Raw genomic sequence first — 16,056 nt, 5'->3', positions numbered from 1 at the left:
GTACTATCACGTAGTTAACGAAAGACGCCTGAAAACCGTATGAGAATTGGGGATTTTCCCGCTTCCCACTTATTGAGTGAAGATATTGAACCCAAAGGTACAGATCAGAACAGAATTCCATTCCTGATCAGCGAATCACCAAAGTCTGTATGCATGGCCGTAAAGCGCGCCGAAAGTGCAGACATAAATTCCTCGTCCAGGATCTTGTGTACCTCTTCCGGGGAGCTGACCTCCGTTTCGTCTAGCTTATACGTTTGCTCATACATGCCCCCAACTTCAAACTTTATGATATACTTTCCGTTCCATTTATAAAGACTAATTTTGTACTGGGGATGGGGTATGTCATGTATATATCTCATAAGTATAAAAAAATAGTAAAGGATTAGTAGGCAAAAGTAGTTAATAAGTGCCGATGCAAAGAGACCGTTTTATTTCAGGAATTACCATCCTGTTACTTTCTATAGTATTTCTAATTGGATGTGGTGATAAAGAAGAGGCCTCCAACTTCTTCCTGAAAGGCAATGTACAGCTTAGTAAGAAAAACTATGACGCCGCTATTCATTACTACAATGAAGCCATAGAAAAGTACCCGGAGTTTTCGGATGCTTACCTCAACAAAGGTATAGCCCTTCTTCAATTAGGAAAACCCGCAGAAGCTTTCAAAGTTTTGACAGAAGCTATCAATATTGACAACAAATTTCCGGAACTGTACCTGACCAGGGCAGAAGCTGCCATCCGGACCGGCGAGCTACAAACCGCCGAAGATGATCTTAACTACATAGCTAAGACCTACCAGGACTCAGCGCGTTTTTATATGGTACGGGGGAATCTGATGGTGACGCGTAAAAATGTAGCCAACGCTCTGTCAGATTTTGATCGGGTTCTAACACTGGATTCTAACCAGGTGGAGGCCCTGGTTAACAGAGGTGCCATATATTTTGAGCAGAAAGAATACGAGCAGGCACGAAAAGACTTTGAAAAAGCTCTCTCGCTGAACCCAAAGCAACAGGAAGCACTCAACAACCTGGGGCTGCTGGAGTCACGCGAAAAGAACTGGAAAAAGGCATTGACTTACTTTGACCGGGCCCTTACCATCAATCCGGTGGACCCGTATGCCTTAAATAACAAAGGATATGTACTGCTTGAGACCAATAAGCTGGATGAAGCCAAAAAACTGATTGAAAGCTCGATCAACAAACAACCTGAAAATGGCTACGCCCTGCGGAACATGGGTATCTACTTTACCAAAGCCGGACAAAAGGAGCAGGCAATCGAGCAATTTGATAAAGCAATAGAACTGGCTCAGCCCGTAGAAGCCCTATACGCCCACGCAGGTAAAGCGTACTATGATCTGGAGCAGATTGAAAAAGCCTGTGCTATCTGGCGACGCGGCTCTCTGGTCAAAGACAGTACTGCTGTTGAGTACCGTGAAAAATACTGCCAGTAATTACCAGTTGCTCCGAATGTATTCTTTCAGCCCTTTAAATATGCGTGTATTAGTTTCGGGGTCTGTAAATATTTCCAGTAGAGAACATTGCTTACTTTCTACCAACTTTTGAATGGCACCAGCCAGCTCCTGAGTCTCCGTCACAGATGCATAGAGTATCCCACTATCAGCAGCAGTTCGTTCGGCTTTCATAGCGTGACGGGTTTCAAAGTACTGCTCCAGTTCCGGTTGCCGGGCCGGGCCGTCTATCATTCTGAATATGTTTCCTCCGCTGTTATTCATTACTATGATCTTCAGGTTAGCGGGGAATTCTTCCAGTAGTAACCCATTCCGGTCGTACAGAAAGGCCACATCCCCCACGATCAGATACGTAGGTACCTCATTGACCAAAGCGGCCCCTACGGCTGTGCTTACACATCCATCTATCCCACTGGTACCCCGGTTGGTAAATACCTCAGTATTACGTTGTCCTACGCCCAGCATATTGACGTACCGGATGGGCATACTGTTGGCTACATGCAGCTGACTGCCATCTGGAAGGGCTTCAAGTACCTTTTCGTACACTGTTAGCTCATTTAACTCCGTTTGCAGGCGCAGATATTCCATCAGCAGACGGGTTGCTGTGCGGTTCATCCAGAGCCATTTCTCGGCGTAGGTGTCATCCGTCTCCCCATCCAGATTCTGCACAAACCGCTGATAGTCTATATCTTCAAAAAGTTTGGCAAAGAAATAGCCGGGCGAAACAGGTACTTGCGTAGTCAGCGTCTGGAATGTATCGATCAGGTTTTGCTCCTCGCTGATGTGCCAGTGCCGTAACGGGGGATTAGCCCTCAGGAAAAGCTTCAGATTCTTTGAGATAAATGATTTGCCAAAGGTAATCAGCAGATCAGGTGCCAGATCCTCATCAGTACGCTGCCCCAGGAACAGGTCCTGCTTGGAGATCAACCAGTCATTGCCCTGCAGGTTGGTGATGACGTCCCCTAGTATTGGTACGTGTAGTTCTTCAGCGATATGGCTCAGTACTTGGTTCAGATCCTTGTCGGCTCCATGCTGTCCTCCTGCGATCAGGATACGCTCTGACTCATCCCACTCATTCAGCAACTCATGCCAGGTATCTACGGATAGTACAGCTTCAGTGGTCAGTCGGCTAACTTTACGCAAACCGGCAGTTGGAACAAAGGCTTCACTCGCTTCCGGATAAAATGGCTCCCGAATAGGCACATTAATATGGACAGGTCCCTGTGGAAAGGCCATCGAGGCTAGTATAGCTTCGTTGACGGTACGATTGATGTACCATTGGGCATCAGGATGGGTATAATCAGCCGGCAGCTCGTAGGCCTTTTTAACGTGCTTGCCATAGATCTCGTTCTGGTAGATGGTCTGCCCATCCTGCTGGTGTATCCACTCTTTGGGCCGGTCGGCCGTGAGTACCAGTAATGGGACCTGCTGAAAGTAAGCCTCTACTACGGCCGGTGCAAAGTTATAGGCGGCACTACCCGAAGTACATACAATAGCTACGGGAGCTTTGATCTGTTGTGCAATACCTAAGGCGATAAAGCCCGCTGCCCTTTCGTCCATAATCACGTAGGTCTTTATATGCGTGCTACGGGCAAAGGCCAGAGTAAGCGCCGCGCTGCGCGAACCGGGAGAAATAACGGCGTGCTGTATACCCTGCTGAGCACAGAGGGCGACTAGATCAATGAGGGGTTGTAAAACTGCCATGACTAAAAAAAAAGAAAAGCCTCTTACAAGAAGAGGCTTTCAAAAATACATTACAACATTGGATCGGAAAATCTTTTATGACTATCCAAGATATGTTTTTAGGGCTTTGCTGCGTGAAGCATGACGCAAACGACGAATGGCCTTCTCCTTTATCTGGCGTACGCGCTCACGGGTAAGGTTAAATTTCTCACCGATTTCTTCCAGCGTCATAGCATGCTCGCCGTTCAATCCGAAGTACAGAGCGATTACATCCGCTTCCCGCTGAGTCAGAGTTGACAGAGCACGCTGTACTTCCTTGCGTAGAGATTCGTTTACTAGACCTGAGTCAGGCTTATCTTCGAGGTCATTTTCCAGTACGTCCAGAAGGCTATTTTCCTCACCTTGTACAAAGGGAGCATCCATAGATACGTGGCGACCTGAAATTTTCATGGTATCGACCACTTCCGAAGATGATATTTCCAGTACTTCGGCTAGTTCTTCGGGGGAAGGCTCACGCTCAAAGCGCTGCTCCAGTTCAGAAAAAGTCTTTGAAATCTTATTGAGTGATCCAACCCGGTTCAATGGAAGCCTCACGATACGTGATTGCTCAGCCAATGCCTGCAGGATAGACTGACGAATCCACCAAACAGCGTAGGAGATAAATTTAAATCCACGTGTTTCATCAAAACGTTGAGCAGCTTTAATTAGCCCCAGGTTACCTTCGTTTATCAGGTCGCCTAGTGAAAGGCCTTGGTTTTGATACTGCTTAGCTACCGAAACCACGAAACGAAGATTAGCCTTGGTAAGCCTTTCTAGCGAAAGCTGATCTCCCTCGCGAATTTTCTGAGCCAACGTCACTTCCTCATCCGGTGTCAACAAATCCACCTTACCGATCTCCTGCAGGTATTTATCGAGCGATTGGCTTTCGCGATTGGTAATCTGCTTGCTGATCTTTAGCTGTCTCATCTATTAGTATTGTTAATTTTAGTGTATAACGTAATACCCCTTAAAATCATTCATATTAGAAAAACAATATTTTCGGGCTATTTGTTCTCCGGCTTAGGAAGAAGAACTTTACGGGACAAACGATATTTTCCTGTCTTTTTATCAACATCAACTAGCTTAACCCGAACCTCTTCGCCTACTTCAAGCACACCGTCCATGTTCTCAAGGCGCTCCCACTTTATCTCCGAAATATGCAATAAACCATCTTTACCTGGTAAGAATTCCACGAAAGCACCAAAAGGCATAATTGTCTTCACGGTACCGGTGTATTCTTCGCCAATCTCAGGTACGGTTACGATTCCTTTAACGCGGGCAACAGCTTTGTCCATTGACTCTTTGTTAGCAGAGAAAATGCTCACAAATCCGGCGTTATCTTTTTCTTCGATAGACACTGTGGCACCTGACTCTTTCTGGATATCCTGTACAACCTTACCACCTGGACCAATAACCGCGCCAATCATTTCACGATCGATCTTAATTACTACGGCACGTGGAGTATGAGGCTTCAGATCTGGGCGTGGCTCGCTAATCGCCTTGCTCATTTCATTCAGGATGTGCAGACGACCTGCTTTGGCCTGCAGAAGCGCTTCGGTAAGTACTTCAAACGAAAGACCATCAACTTTGATGTCCATCTGACAAGCGGTGATACCGTTGGCAGTACCTGTTACTTTGAAGTCCATATCACCCAGGTGATCCTCATCACCCAAGATATCAGACAGTACAGCATACTTTCCGGTTTCGGCATCCGAGATCAGACCCATGGCAATACCAGATACAGGTGCTTTAATTTTCAGACCGGCATCCATCAGGGCCAGCGAACCGGCACATACCGTTGCCATTGAAGATGAACCGTTAGACTCAAGAATATCCGATACGATACGAATGGTGTATGGATTCTCAGCCTCAGCAGGTAATACTTTCTTAAGAGCACGCAGAGCCAGGTTACCATGACCTACTTCTCTACGTCCGGGTCCACGGTTAGGTTTTACTTCACCGGTAGAAAAACCAGGGAAGTTATAATGAAGCAGGAACTTGTTGTAACCGTAGTTCATTGCTGTATCTACAATCTGCTCGTCCATTTTAGTTCCCAAAGTAACCGTAGTCAGAGACTGGGTTTCTCCACGGGTAAACAGAGCAGAACCATGTGCATTGGGCAGGAAGTCTACTTCACTGGCAATAGGACGAACCTGATCCAGCTGACGGCCATCCAGACGAGTACGCTCATCAAGTACCAGACGACGGGATGCATCATACTCAAGATCATGGAAATAGCGCTTGATCAGGGACTCATTGACTTCTTCGCCTTCCTGAATAGTTGCCATGAACTCCTGATGTACTGCTTTAAAGCCTTCTTTACGTTGCTGCTTGCCACCACCTAGCTTAGCTACCGCATATACTTTGTCATAGCAGAAATTACGAACACGGGCTTCCAGTTCGGGATCCTGCAGATCTCCGGGATATTCACGTTTTTCGGTTTTTCCTACCTCAGCTTCAAACTCTTTCAGGGCCTCACACTGAACTTTGATAGCTTCGTGGGCTACTTTAAGAGCTTCAATGATTTCTTCTTCTGAAGCTTCTTCCAGTTCACCTTCCACCATGGTAATATCTTTGCTGGTAGCACCTACCATCAGATCGATAGTTGCTCTGGAAAGATCAGATGACTTAGGGTTCACAATGTACTGCCCATCAATCTTGGCTACACGTACTTCTGATACGGGACCATTGAAAGGAATATCAGAAGCCATCAGCGCTGCTGATGCTGCCAGGGCAGCCAGCGCGTCAGGTAGTGCCTCCGCGTCAGCAGAGATAAGGAAAATATTAATTTGAATTTCAGCGTGGTAGTCGTCCGGGAACAAGGGACGCATAGCGCGATCCACCAGACGGCTTACTAGTACTTCGTGGTCAGAAAGCTTACCTTCACGGCGCATAAAGCTACCGGGTATACGTCCTGCCGAAGCGAATTTTTCTTGGTAATCTACTGACAGAGGCAGAAAATCAATCCCCTCTCTAATTTCTTTATTGGCAACTACAGTAGCCAGTAGCATGGTATTACCCAAACGTACTACGACCGAGCCATCTGCCTGTTTCGCTAGTTTCCCAGTTTCAATTGTGATTTGTCTGCCATCGGGCAGTGATATTGTCTTTGTGATGACGTTAAATTGCATAAAAGATTGGATAGATAAATGAATGACCGCTTTGAACCGCTTAATAGTCTAACTCAAAAAGTTAACATTAGTTTTTGTGTATAAAGCATACACAACCTACTATTATATCTGCCTAATGAAGAAAAAGTTAGGACTTATTAAAAAAATAAATTTAAAGAGAAGACGTTGGGGACATTTTTAACGCAAATCAGGGAACTTGCTTTTGCGGCAAATCCCCTGACTATGCTAAAATTACTTACGAATGTTCAGCTCGGCAATGATGGCACGGTAGCGATTAATGTCTTTCTTTGACAGATAATCCAATAGTCTTCTACGCTTACCAACCATTTTGAGTAGCCCCAGGCGCGTGTCGTTGTCTTTCTTGTGCGTTTTGAGGTGTTCGGTCAGGTAGTTGATCCGATACGTGAACAGTGCAATTTGGGACTCAGGTGAGCCGGTATCACCAGCTTCTTTCTTAAACCCTTTGCTCTCGAAGATTTCTTTCTTCTTGTCCGTGGTTAAATACATGATTGTAACAACAGATTAAAATGTGAATAATAAAAAATAAAACAGCCGCAAAAGTACGGAATACTTTTTAAAGTACAAAATCAGGCTTCTAGTTCGGCCTCCTGTGAAGTTAGCTCCGTTGGCTGTGAATGCTGTTTGCGGAACTTTGCCTGAATTTTTTTAACGAACATAATGTATACGTCTTTTTCGAAAAGACGGGAGTCATTACGGGCCCGGTCTATAAAGTACAATCCAGATAGCAGCAACACGGTATTAGGTAACCACGCTCCGAAGTAAACATTCAGGAGTCCTTCTTTTACCCATTTATCTCCCTGTATCGTCAGTACGTACAACAGGATAAAGAATACGATCGAGATAAGTACCGGCATTCCGAAGCCACCTTTCTTAATAATAGCTCCCAGTGGTGCTCCAATCAGGAACATGACCAGACACGAGAAGGCCTGGGTATATTTATGATGTTTTTCCAGTTCGTAGCGATTTCCTTCCTTGAGCTTACTCTGCAGATATTCCTGGTTAGACTTGGCGAAACTAGCCATGCTCTGGGCGGAGTTACGGGCGGTAGACAGGATCTCCTTTCGAATGCTATCCCCTACCGGCTTAGCAATAACCGAATCTATCCACTTACCAGGCTCGGTCTTGACGCCATAGGTGTATGAAGTACGGGCGTGGTAGGTAAAGTACTGCTGGCTGTTGGCGACGAGCCGTTCACGGGTTTGTTTGAAGTCATTACGAATGGAGTCAGCTGCCTGGTTCAGCGAATTGATATTCTTCATGAACTCGTGGTACTTAAACTGATCTTCATCCGTACGTCTCATCCCAAATGATTCCAAGCTCACTACCAGCTTATACGTATCAAAACGGTTGCGAACAAAGTTGGCACCCGACGCGGCACCACCACTCATAGCAGGGCCATACACAACCGCCCGGTTAGCTCCGGAAGCATCAATAACCTCCTGATAGTCGCTTCCACTGAAGAGTTCAATGACCAGGTAGCCATTGTTATTGATGGTGTACATCCTACCCGAGTCCGCCAGGATTACCTGGGTATTTCCTCTTTCGTAGGAGCGCGTATCGTGCTTGTATATAACCATACCCTGCATGGTTCTCCCATCAGGTAGTTTTTTATCTACCTTGATACTATAGCCGGGCAGGTCGTTGTAGAAGATTCCCTCCTTTATTTTAAGGGTAGCTTTAGTAGTTTTGATGTCGTACAACAGGCTATACCCTTTCAGATTAGCCCAGGGGACGGTACGGTCATTAAAGAAAAAGGAGAAGATACTGATACAGAATGAAATAATGAACAGCGGCATCATCACCCTTACAATAGATACGCCGGCACTTTTAATGGCAGTCAGTTCGAAGAACTCTCCCAGATTACCAAAGGCCATCAGGGATGAGAGTAGCACAGCCAGGGGCAGCGCTATGGGTATGGTGCTAAGAGTAAAATAGAAAAACAAACGGGCGTATTCGGACAGTCCTACGTCTTTTGAGACGAATTCGTCGATGTAGAATATCATGATCCGCATCAGGAAGATGAATATTACTACTGACAATGTGACCACAAAGGGTCCCCAGAATGTTTTTAGTACCAGCTTATCCAGCTTTTTCATTAACTACCTACTATTTCCTTTAAGCTCTCTATTAACCCATTCCACATGGATAATAGTTCTTGATCGTCGGCATTTTGTGAATAATCAACGACACGAAGGTAAGTAGATTGTGTAAGTTCGCTCACTTCGAGCTTCATTTCGATATAGTTAAGATCGAACTCGGTTTCTCCCGTATTTTCGAATTCATAACGTACAGCCTTATTGAGACGGTGGGAAGTTTGTCGGGCCATATGACTATCCCCGTCCCATTGGAAGTCAAAACGATGATCGGGCAGTACTTTTACCTTCTCGGCAAACCACTGCTCCAGCCCGGATGCAGTACTAATATAGGGGAACAGCACCTTGGGAGATGAGCGTAATTCGTATTCGACCACAAATTTGTGTTTTTCCATATTCGACTCGTTAGTTAGGAATTCAATAATGCCCTTTATATCTAGCTATACTACATTTTTCTTAGAATCAATCGCTTACCACTCGCCTCCCACAACTTATAAAAATCCATTTTCAGGATTTACGACCGTTCTTGAATTTGTAAGTTAGGTCTCTCCGACGAAATATGCAAAAATTGTTTGCAACGTAATTTTTTTCGCCTTAGTTTTGTCAAAAATTAGAACGGCGGGGTAGCTCAGATGGTTAGAGCGCAGGATTCATAACCCTGAGGTCGGCAGTTCGATCCTGCTCCCCGCTACACTTCTCCTAAACCCTAACTTTCCTAAGTTAGGGTTTTTTATTTTTGACTCTCTGCCAGCCTATCCATTCCCTACTGGTCTACTCCGTAAAATCCAATATTCTTCTCTATCATCGATCCGGCTTTCGTTTTGCCGGCGGGCCTGGAATTTGTAAGTAGCACCTGATAAAGTTGTTATTACGGATATGCCCTTTACATTATCTCACCCGGCCATAATACTCCCGCTAAAAAAATGGAAGCCAGAATGGTTTTCGGTAACAGGCCTGGTATTTGGCAGTATGACGCCTGATTTCGAATATTTTATGGCGTTTAGTGGCAGTTATGACTTCGGACATACATTACCCGGTATTGTTCTGTTTGATCTGCCACTAGCTTTCTGCCTTTCAGCGTTATATCATTTGCTCATCCGGAATCCCCTGCTGTCTCACCTGCCCGCACCGTTTGACAAACGATTCAGCGGATTTATGGGGTTCAATTTCTACAAATACTTACGTAAGCATTGGCTGGCCTTTACTGCCTCTACCCTGATTGGAATAGCGTCTCATTTTATCTGGGACAAATTAGGATATCCGGATGGGTACCTAGGCATTTATAACCTGGCACCGGCCATCTTTGAGCAAACGTATACAGCACTAGGAGGTAAACAGCCCCTATATGTACTACTTGAACACATAGGATCAGCCATAGGGTTAGTAGCTCTACTGTGGGTGTTATTCAAGATCAATGAGCCGGCGGGTACGTACGTATCCCCAACCACCATTAGCAAGATTGCATACTGGTTTTTACTGTCGGTGGGTACAACGATGATATTCATGAAAGAGCAGAATACAAACCCTCATGAATGGTTTGATAGTATACCGCACCGGCTGGTGGTAGGACTTAGTGCCGGTACGGTTGCAATCATTGCAGTCTCTCTGCTATTTCAGCTGATAACCAGGAGGAACAGAGTCGAGAAGTCTTCTTAATGTACTATTTTGAATACTAGTTCTTTCAGCATTTCTCCTTCGCTAATGGTACCACCTTCCACCCCTTTGAGCTGGCTATCACAGGTACGCAGGTAGTGGATAATGTGAGCCACTTTCGGGAATGGGTAGTTGCGGGCCGCCAGCATGTAGTCTTTGACAAAGTAGGGATTCACCCCCAGCGCGGCTGCAAGTCCTTTTTCGGAGCGGTCATTAGTAGCGTGCGTGATCAGTACTTTACTAAAGAAGCCGTACAAAATGATCAGCATCGGGGCCAAAGGGTTGTCCTTAGGATTAGCGGCAAAATGCGCGGCAATCTGATTCGCCTTAATGACATCCCGCTGCAACAGGGCTTTCTGGAACTCAAATACGTTATATTCCTTACTTATGCCGATGTACTTCTCTACCAGTTCGGCATCAATACCCTCACCTGCTTTCAGGTTGACGAGTACTTTCTGTATTTCATTTACCAGCCGCTGTAAATCATTACCGATGTTATCCACCAGCATCTGAACGGCCTTAGGGCTGATCTTGACACCGTGTGAATGGCAGTAGGCAGCTACCCACTCAGGCAGCTTGTTGTCGTACATCTTCTTAGACTGTACTACGGCTCCCTTACCGGCTATGCCTTTCAGGAATGATTTGCGCTCATCGGCATTGGCGTGGTAGCAAAAAACCAGTGTCGTACTGGTAAGCGGATTCAGGGCATAGTCTTCCAGGCGGGTCTGTTGTTCCTTCTGCTCTATTCCTCCCAGCTTATGGGCCTCCTTGACCAACACCAGCTGCCGCTCCGCCATAAATGGAAAACGCCGGGCGTACCCCAATACGCCTGCCAGGTCGGTATCCTTGCCGTACAGCACAAACTGGTTGAATCCTTTTTCGGCTTCGGGCACAACCCGTTTTTCCAGCTCCTCGGCAATGGCCTCTATATAGTAAGGTTCATCCCCGTAAAGAAAATAAACCGGTCTGAACTGCTTATTCCTGATTTCTTTTAAGATAACATCCGGCGCGATAGCCATAACTTGTAATGTAGGTACTTATTGGTTCTGCTGTATAAATTGCTGTGCTTCCTCTTCCAGTTCAGCAAAGAACGGCTGAAAAAGGGATTCGTAATATAGATAATTCTTCACTAAATCCTGCTCTGCCCCCCGTATCGCCGACATGAAGGCGAAGCGAGTAGCTAATCCCTGAAAGGACCGTCCAATGCCACCAATCTCGCTATAACCAACCAGCCAGTTGTGCCGGATCATGGATTCAGCCATGGGTACCATGGCCAGTGGTATCAATTCGTGGTTCTTCCTGACAACGGCGTACATTCTGGCACAGAAGTTTGGCAGTGTTTCCTGACGGTACAGTTCAAATCTGCGGGCCAGGAAGTGATCAAAGTAGATATCAACGGCTACGCCGGCTACTTTGCCGTGGGTAAGAGCCACCTGATGGCGGATCTGGCGTACGGCAGCGTGTGAGTCTGTAAAGGAGTCTATAAACCGATGAAGCCGTATTCCAAGTAGATAGTCAGGGTGCCAATCTTTTACTTTTTCATAAGTAAGTTTTCCTTTGATGAAATCAGCAACATAGTTGCCCATTATCACTCCCTCCCGGTCACCCGACAGCATCAAATGTGCTAAAAAATTCATTTAAAAAGGCTTTTAGAAATAAATAGCCGTACGTTTGCAAAGTACCACTGGTAAATTTAAACTCATAACTACTATCATTCAACAACATTTTAAACCTAAGATGCCTATGAAAATTGAAAAAAATAAAGTCGTAGCTGTAACATATAGTCTGAGCATACCAGACGAAGAAAATGATATGGATGTAGTAGAAGTTGTGGATGATACAGATCCCATGTACTTCATATATGGCATGAGTGGCTTACCAGAAGGCTTTGAAGATAATCTGCAGAACTTATCCGATGGGGACTCATTTAACTTTACCATTGAACCCGAATCAGGCTACGGAGAATTTGATCCGAATGCCGTAGTTGAGATTCCGAAGGAAATCTTCAAGATGGATGACGTCAATGAAGAAGAACTGCTGGCCATTGGTAACATAGTACCTATGACCAACGAAGAAGGAGATCGTCTGCAGGGCCAGGTGGTACGGGTTACTGATGAGCATGTAATCATGGATTTTAACCATCCGCTGGCTGGTAAGACCATGCACTTTGAAGGCAAGGTAGTGGCCGTACGGGATGCGACCCCTGATGAACTGGAACATGGTCACGTTCACGGCCATGGTGGTGTTCATCATTGATAGTTGAGTCGCCTGCTATTTTATATAAGAAGCGTTTGGAGTAGTTCCAAACGCTTTTCTTTTTGTGGTCAAAGTACCATCCCCGTAGCCCCTACACCATACTGCTCCACCTCTACGCCAAATCGCTTCAGAAACTCTACACCTTCCTCAACGCCAATGCCTTTGTAGGCGGCGTAGGAGTCCAGATAGAGAACTTTCTGTATCTTCATTGTGTATATTACTCGGGCACACGATATACAGGGCGCGAGTGTTACATATAAGGTAGCACCTTCGATATTCGATCCATTTTTTACGGCATACAGAATAGCATTCTGCTCGGCATGCAGAGCTAGCGAACAGCTCCCCTTGGAATCGCGGGGACATCCTGTTTCGGGAAACTCCTCATCACAGTTATGCGTACCGGCGGGAGGGCCGTTGTAGCCAATGGATATAATACGGGTATCCTTTGCCAGCACCGCTCCTACCTGTGCTTTGATACAATGCGAACGATTAGCCAGATTCTTGGCTAATTCCATGAATATGTCATCAAAATGAGGGCGAGGGTTCGTTATAGTTTTACTCATCTACTGTTTAATTATATCGCAAATTAGGGAAAGCATGACATTGATTCAATGGCTTCATAAAAATAAGGCCTTGCGGCTACTGATACCGGTAGTTATTATTACTACATCTACAGTGGCCTGGGCTCAGCAGGAAACTGCACCAATACGTTTTCAGAAAGAAAAGATAGCACTGGCCAGCGATGCATCATTCTATGTACTGGATGTAATAGATGGGAGAAATACTCCGGGTGCCTCCATGGGGACAATAGTCGAATATACTAAAGTACGTCCGCTAATGGCGGATGCCCGTCTTGAACGCAGTCTGTACGAGTACTGGTCTTACTCTACTCCTGCACGTAATGAGAATATGATTCCTGTAACTATTACGGTGAAAGATTTTGCGATCAATGAGAAACGGGTAGCTCCCAATAAGATATCCGGTGATTTTTCGATTCACCTCTCCTTTGGTTGGACCCGCCAGGCCGTACCGGTAGATCTTACCCAGTACCAGGCGAAGGTTAGCTACACCCGCCCTGAAACTCCCTATGACCATGAAGCGCTGGCACGCCGGCTGATGGCTGCCGGATTAAAGCATCTGGATAAATGGATAAAAGAAAATGAGGGAAAAAATCCGGCTCTGGCGCGTGGTGTCAAGCTGGTATTTGTTGATAAGCCATACCAGGATACGCGGGATACCGTATTTTACCGTCCGGAGCGTAAACTTACCTGGACGGATTTTCAGGGCGTCAGCAGCCGCCCCGGCAGTAACTATGCCGCTGCTGTATTTACCAGTTTATCTTACGAAGGGGCAGCTCGAATGAAGGAAAAGCATTTGGAAATCGAGATCAGTGTAAAGACATTTATGGTCAAAAGCATGTCGTGGAGCAGATCAAGCGCCCATAATGACTATACACTCCGGCACGAGCAACTGCACTTTGATGTGACACGTCTGGTAGCCGAACGATTTAAGGAGCGGTTAAAAAAAATAGATCTGACCATCGAAGATCACGACAGCCAGATCCAATATGAATTTCTGGAAGCATTCAGGGATATGGACCGGGAGCAGAAAAGCTACGACGGTCAAACCCAGCACGGACTTAATACTGGAGCGCAGGCTATGTGGGACCAAAAACTGACCGAAGAAATAGCCAGGCTGTACCAAATCCCCTAAATCACCGCCTGCTTCTTGCTCCTCAGCCACTCGGGCTTGTTAGTGACTACTTTGGCCTTTAATTCATTCAGCATGGAATAAAGGCCAAAGTACGTACGGTTGATGTACAGACCATGTTGCGACCCTCTGGCCACCTTGGAGTTCTTAAGCTCCTCTACGTTCTGCAATTCATCAGCAAAGGCGTACACTGAATCAAAGTAGCTTTCATCACCAAAGTCAAACTCATCTTCGGCAAAGGGCTTTCCCAATAATAGAGTCATCTTCTTGAAAAGCTCTGTGAAGAGATGCTTATCCTGAGCAGTATCCTCGGGGGTAATGAATTCTAAATCATAAAATATCTTCCGGGTCTGCTCCTCATCATCCAGAGTATCCGGATTAATAAGAGCAAAGTAGGTATCGTAGAAGAACTCGGGGATAACCTTGATACAGCCAAAGTCTATCACCCCCATAGTTCCGTCTGTACGCATCAGGAAGTTGCCCGGATGCGGATCAGCATGTACCTGACGGAGCTGATGTACCTGAAAATCATAGAAATCCCACAGAGCTTGCCCTATTTGATTACGTACTTCCTGCGACGGGTTAGTCTTCAGGAAGTCCTTCATGTGCAGCCCATCCAGCCAATCCATGGTCAGGATGCGGCTGGCAGACAGTTCGGGATAGTATCGGGGGAATACCAGGCCCTTAATATGAGCGCAGGCTTCTGAGATCTCTACTGAGCGACGTAGTTCAAGCTCATAATCGGTTTCTTCCAGGAGCCGCGACTCTACTTCACCCATATAACGATCAATATCCCGCTCGTTAAGCCCGAAGAGTCGTATCGCCATGGGTTTTACCATTTTTAGGTCTGAACTGATACTATCAGCCACACCGGGATACTGAATCTTTACGGCCAGCTTTTTGCTCCCTTTCTGTGCCTGATGTACCTGACCAATGGAAGCGGCATTAGCGGCTTTCATATCAAATTCATCATAAAGCTCGTTGGGTGACTTGCCCAGGTACTTTTTGAATGTCTTAATCACTAAAGGGCCCGATAGCGGCGGAGCCGAGTACTGCGACATCTGAAATCTATCTACATAGGCACGGGGCAATACGTTACGGTCCATACTGAGCATTTGAGCCACTTTCAGTGCAGAACCTTTCAGCTGGCTAAGTGATTCGTATATATCAGTAGCATTATCCTGGTGAAGCTCTTCCCGCGTAGTGGAAGGGTCAACCATTTTCCTGACGTTATACTTGATATAATTCCCCCCTATCTTCACACCTGTCTTCACAAACTGAGTAGCCCGGGCTACCTTAGAGGTGGGTATTGATCCTTGTTCTTTCATTACTTTCTGTTCTGATATACAAATTTAGCCAGGTCCAGCACCGTGTCCACTACCGACTGTCCCATCAGGTCAAAGGAGGTATTTACCGACTTCTCAATGGCCGTATCAGTTTTTTCGAAGCCACGGCTGGTGTCCTTCACCCAAAAATCAAGAATAAATAAGCACTGCATCCACAGACCATCGACGTAGCGGTCGGATATTACCGGCCGTATGACAACTTCCTTACTTTCGCGACCTTCCATAACCAGTTCCATCGCAAAGGCATAGAACGCCTCTTTCAATAGAGCCAGATGACCGGTATAGCGTGATACAGGTTGTTTGAGACGGTTGTAGCTGTATACAAAGTAGCTACGATCCTTTTTGAGTACTTCTACCCAGGTGTAGTAAAAAGCAAGCAGCTTTTCCCGAACCGAGTACTGGAAGTAAACCTCTTCCGATTCAGCTGCCTGACGAGCCTCTTTGAAAGATGTAAGCCAGTCATCCTGCTCAATAGATTCGAAGTTATTGTAGTATTCATAGAACTCAGCTTCAGTCAGGTTGAGCCGTTTCATGAATATATACACCGAGGCGGGTGGGGTGCCATTTTCCAGAACGTAATCTCTATACGTTTTTTGGATTATTTCTATCTTTTCCATATTAAAATCTAACGTATGTTTAACCAAAAGGTTTTGGCCGGA

16 protein-coding genes and 1 tRNA gene are annotated in these 16,056 nt (G+C 45.8%); 5 read left to right on the top strand and 12 right to left on the bottom strand.

Annotated elements, in window-relative coordinates; all coding sequences use genetic code 11:
- Positions 1 to 104 precede the first annotated feature (104 nt).
- On the bottom strand, positions 105 to 359 hold the full coding sequence (locus JUB14_RS26955; protein ID WP_207509983.1) for a hypothetical protein: 255 nt from the start codon (positions 357 to 359) through the stop codon (positions 105 to 107).
- A 53-nt stretch (positions 360 to 412) separates the two neighbouring features.
- Between JUB14_RS26955 and JUB14_RS26950 the strand changes: the two genes are divergently transcribed.
- Positions 413 to 1,447 carry a tetratricopeptide repeat protein gene (locus JUB14_RS26950; protein WP_207509982.1) on the top strand — a complete coding sequence of 345 codons (1,035 nt, stop codon included), beginning with the start codon at positions 413 to 415 and terminating at the stop codon, positions 1,445 to 1,447.
- Here the strand turns inward: JUB14_RS26950 and menD are convergent, their stop codons facing one another.
- The 6 genes from menD to JUB14_RS26920 all read right to left on the bottom strand — a co-directional run bounded on the left by menD (position 1,448) and on the right by JUB14_RS26920 (position 8,827).
- Positions 1,448 to 3,169: a 2-succinyl-5-enolpyruvyl-6-hydroxy-3-cyclohexene-1-carboxylic-acid synthase gene (gene menD, locus JUB14_RS26945; RefSeq protein WP_207509981.1), complete on the bottom strand. Its 1,722-nt coding sequence runs from the start codon at positions 3,167 to 3,169 to the stop codon at positions 1,448 to 1,450.
- 81 nt (positions 3,170 to 3,250) lie between these two features.
- A complete protein-coding gene (locus tag JUB14_RS26940; protein WP_207509980.1) occupies positions 3,251 to 4,114 on the bottom strand; it encodes a sigma-70 family RNA polymerase sigma factor in 864 nt (287 codons plus the stop codon).
- Between the two features lie 77 nt (positions 4,115 to 4,191).
- The gene (pnp, locus tag JUB14_RS26935) at positions 4,192 to 6,318 is read right to left on the bottom strand and encodes a polyribonucleotide nucleotidyltransferase (RefSeq protein ID WP_207509979.1); all 2,127 of its coding nucleotides are present in this window, start codon (positions 6,316 to 6,318) and stop codon (positions 4,192 to 4,194) included.
- 231 nt (positions 6,319 to 6,549) lie between these two features.
- Positions 6,550 to 6,825, bottom strand: coding sequence for a 30S ribosomal protein S15 (gene rpsO / locus JUB14_RS26930; protein WP_207509978.1), 276 nt, complete (start codon positions 6,823 to 6,825; stop codon positions 6,550 to 6,552).
- Positions 6,826 to 6,905: 80 nt separating this feature from the next.
- A complete protein-coding gene (locus tag JUB14_RS26925; RefSeq protein ID WP_207509977.1) occupies positions 6,906 to 8,435 on the bottom strand; it encodes an LptF/LptG family permease in 1,530 nt (509 codons plus the stop codon).
- Positions 8,435 to 8,827 (bottom strand): START-like domain-containing protein, encoded by a 393-nt coding sequence (locus JUB14_RS26920; protein WP_207509976.1) that lies wholly within the window; start codon positions 8,825 to 8,827, stop codon positions 8,435 to 8,437. The genes JUB14_RS26925 and JUB14_RS26920 overlap by 1 nt, the downstream gene beginning before the upstream one ends.
- A gap of 222 nt (positions 8,828 to 9,049) precedes the next feature.
- Between JUB14_RS26920 and JUB14_RS26915 the strand changes: the two genes are divergently transcribed.
- Both JUB14_RS26915 and JUB14_RS26910 read left to right on the top strand, forming a co-directional pair.
- Positions 9,050 to 9,123 (top strand) — tRNA-Met (locus JUB14_RS26915).
- Between the two features lie 185 nt (positions 9,124 to 9,308).
- On the top strand, positions 9,309 to 10,088 hold the full coding sequence (locus tag JUB14_RS26910) for a DUF4184 family protein (protein WP_207509975.1): 780 nt from the start codon (positions 9,309 to 9,311) through the stop codon (positions 10,086 to 10,088).
- Here the strand turns inward: JUB14_RS26910 and holA are convergent.
- Both holA and JUB14_RS26900 read right to left on the bottom strand, forming a co-directional pair.
- Positions 10,085 to 11,104, bottom strand: coding sequence for a DNA polymerase III subunit delta (gene holA, locus JUB14_RS26905; RefSeq protein ID WP_207509974.1), 1,020 nt, complete (start codon positions 11,102 to 11,104; stop codon positions 10,085 to 10,087). The two genes, JUB14_RS26910 and holA, sit on opposite strands and share 4 nt — an antisense overlap.
- An 18-nt stretch (positions 11,105 to 11,122) precedes the next feature.
- Complete coding sequence (locus tag JUB14_RS26900) at positions 11,123 to 11,722, bottom strand: acyl carrier protein phosphodiesterase (protein WP_207509973.1); 600 nt, start codon at positions 11,720 to 11,722, stop codon at positions 11,123 to 11,125.
- A gap of 106 nt (positions 11,723 to 11,828) precedes the next feature.
- On the opposite strand from JUB14_RS26900, the gene JUB14_RS26895 reads away from it, so the two are divergent.
- The gene (locus JUB14_RS26895) at positions 11,829 to 12,341 is read left to right on the top strand and encodes an FKBP-type peptidyl-prolyl cis-trans isomerase (protein WP_207509972.1); all 513 of its coding nucleotides are present in this window, start codon (positions 11,829 to 11,831) and stop codon (positions 12,339 to 12,341) included.
- Positions 12,342 to 12,409: 68 nt separating this feature from the next.
- Here JUB14_RS26895 and JUB14_RS26890 read toward each other — a convergent pair whose 3' ends face one another.
- On the bottom strand, positions 12,410 to 12,904 hold the full coding sequence (locus JUB14_RS26890; protein ID WP_207509971.1) for a deoxycytidylate deaminase: 495 nt from the start codon (positions 12,902 to 12,904) through the stop codon (positions 12,410 to 12,412).
- A 34-nt stretch (positions 12,905 to 12,938) separates the two neighbouring features.
- On the opposite strand from JUB14_RS26890, the gene JUB14_RS26885 reads away from it, so the two are divergent.
- Positions 12,939 to 14,054: a hypothetical protein gene (locus JUB14_RS26885; RefSeq protein ID WP_207509970.1), complete on the top strand. Its 1,116-nt coding sequence runs from the start codon at positions 12,939 to 12,941 to the stop codon at positions 14,052 to 14,054.
- Here JUB14_RS26885 and JUB14_RS26880 read toward each other — a convergent pair.
- Entirely contained in the window at positions 14,051 to 15,379 is a 1,329-nt protein-coding gene (locus JUB14_RS26880; RefSeq protein ID WP_207509969.1) for an ABC1 kinase family protein, read from the bottom strand. The two genes, JUB14_RS26885 and JUB14_RS26880, sit on opposite strands and share 4 nt — an antisense overlap.
- Positions 15,379 to 16,014: a TetR family transcriptional regulator C-terminal domain-containing protein gene (locus JUB14_RS26875; protein ID WP_207509968.1), complete on the bottom strand. Its 636-nt coding sequence runs from the start codon at positions 16,012 to 16,014 to the stop codon at positions 15,379 to 15,381. Before JUB14_RS26875 ends, JUB14_RS26880 begins: the two co-directional genes overlap by 1 nt.
- Positions 16,015 to 16,056 lie beyond the last annotated feature (42 nt).

This window comes from Telluribacter humicola, from assembly GCF_017355935.1.
GTDB classification, from domain to species: domain Bacteria; phylum Bacteroidota; class Bacteroidia; order Cytophagales; family Spirosomataceae; genus Telluribacter; species Telluribacter humicola.
The sequence above is the reverse complement of the archived record's forward strand: the minus strand, read 5'-3'. Positions and strand labels throughout refer to the sequence as shown.

Bases quoted from the DNA above. Each gene is read 5' to 3' on its own strand.
- JUB14_RS26955 (WP_207509983.1), bottom strand. From the start codon at position 359: ATGAGATATATACATGACATACCCCATCCCCAGTACAAAATTAGTCTT.
- JUB14_RS26950 (WP_207509982.1), top strand. From the start codon at position 413: ATGCAAAGAGACCGTTTTATTTCAGGAATTACCATCCTGTTACTTTCT.
- menD (WP_207509981.1), bottom strand. From the start codon at position 3,169: ATGGCAGTTTTACAACCCCTCATTGATCTAGTCGCCCTCTGTGCTCAG.
- JUB14_RS26940 (WP_207509980.1), bottom strand. From the start codon at position 4,114: ATGAGACAGCTAAAGATCAGCAAGCAGATTACCAATCGCGAAAGCCAA.
- pnp (WP_207509979.1), bottom strand. From the start codon at position 6,318: ATGCAATTTAACGTCATCACAAAGACAATATCACTGCCCGATGGCAGA.
- rpsO (WP_207509978.1), bottom strand. From the start codon at position 6,825: ATGTATTTAACCACGGACAAGAAGAAAGAAATCTTCGAGAGCAAAGGG.
- JUB14_RS26925 (WP_207509977.1), bottom strand. From the start codon at position 8,435: ATGAAAAAGCTGGATAAGCTGGTACTAAAAACATTCTGGGGACCCTTT.
- JUB14_RS26920 (WP_207509976.1), bottom strand. From the start codon at position 8,827: ATGGAAAAACACAAATTTGTGGTCGAATACGAATTACGCTCATCTCCC.
- JUB14_RS26910 (WP_207509975.1), top strand. From the start codon at position 9,309: ATGCCCTTTACATTATCTCACCCGGCCATAATACTCCCGCTAAAAAAA.
- holA (WP_207509974.1), bottom strand. From the start codon at position 11,104: ATGGCTATCGCGCCGGATGTTATCTTAAAAGAAATCAGGAATAAGCAG.
- JUB14_RS26900 (WP_207509973.1), bottom strand. From the start codon at position 11,722: ATGAATTTTTTAGCACATTTGATGCTGTCGGGTGACCGGGAGGGAGTG.
- JUB14_RS26895 (WP_207509972.1), top strand. From the start codon at position 11,829: ATGAAAATTGAAAAAAATAAAGTCGTAGCTGTAACATATAGTCTGAGC.
- JUB14_RS26890 (WP_207509971.1), bottom strand. From the start codon at position 12,904: ATGAGTAAAACTATAACGAACCCTCGCCCTCATTTTGATGACATATTC.
- JUB14_RS26885 (WP_207509970.1), top strand. From the start codon at position 12,939: ATGACATTGATTCAATGGCTTCATAAAAATAAGGCCTTGCGGCTACTG.
- JUB14_RS26880 (WP_207509969.1), bottom strand. From the start codon at position 15,379: ATGAAAGAACAAGGATCAATACCCACCTCTAAGGTAGCCCGGGCTACT.
- JUB14_RS26875 (WP_207509968.1), bottom strand. From the start codon at position 16,014: ATGGAAAAGATAGAAATAATCCAAAAAACGTATAGAGATTACGTTCTG.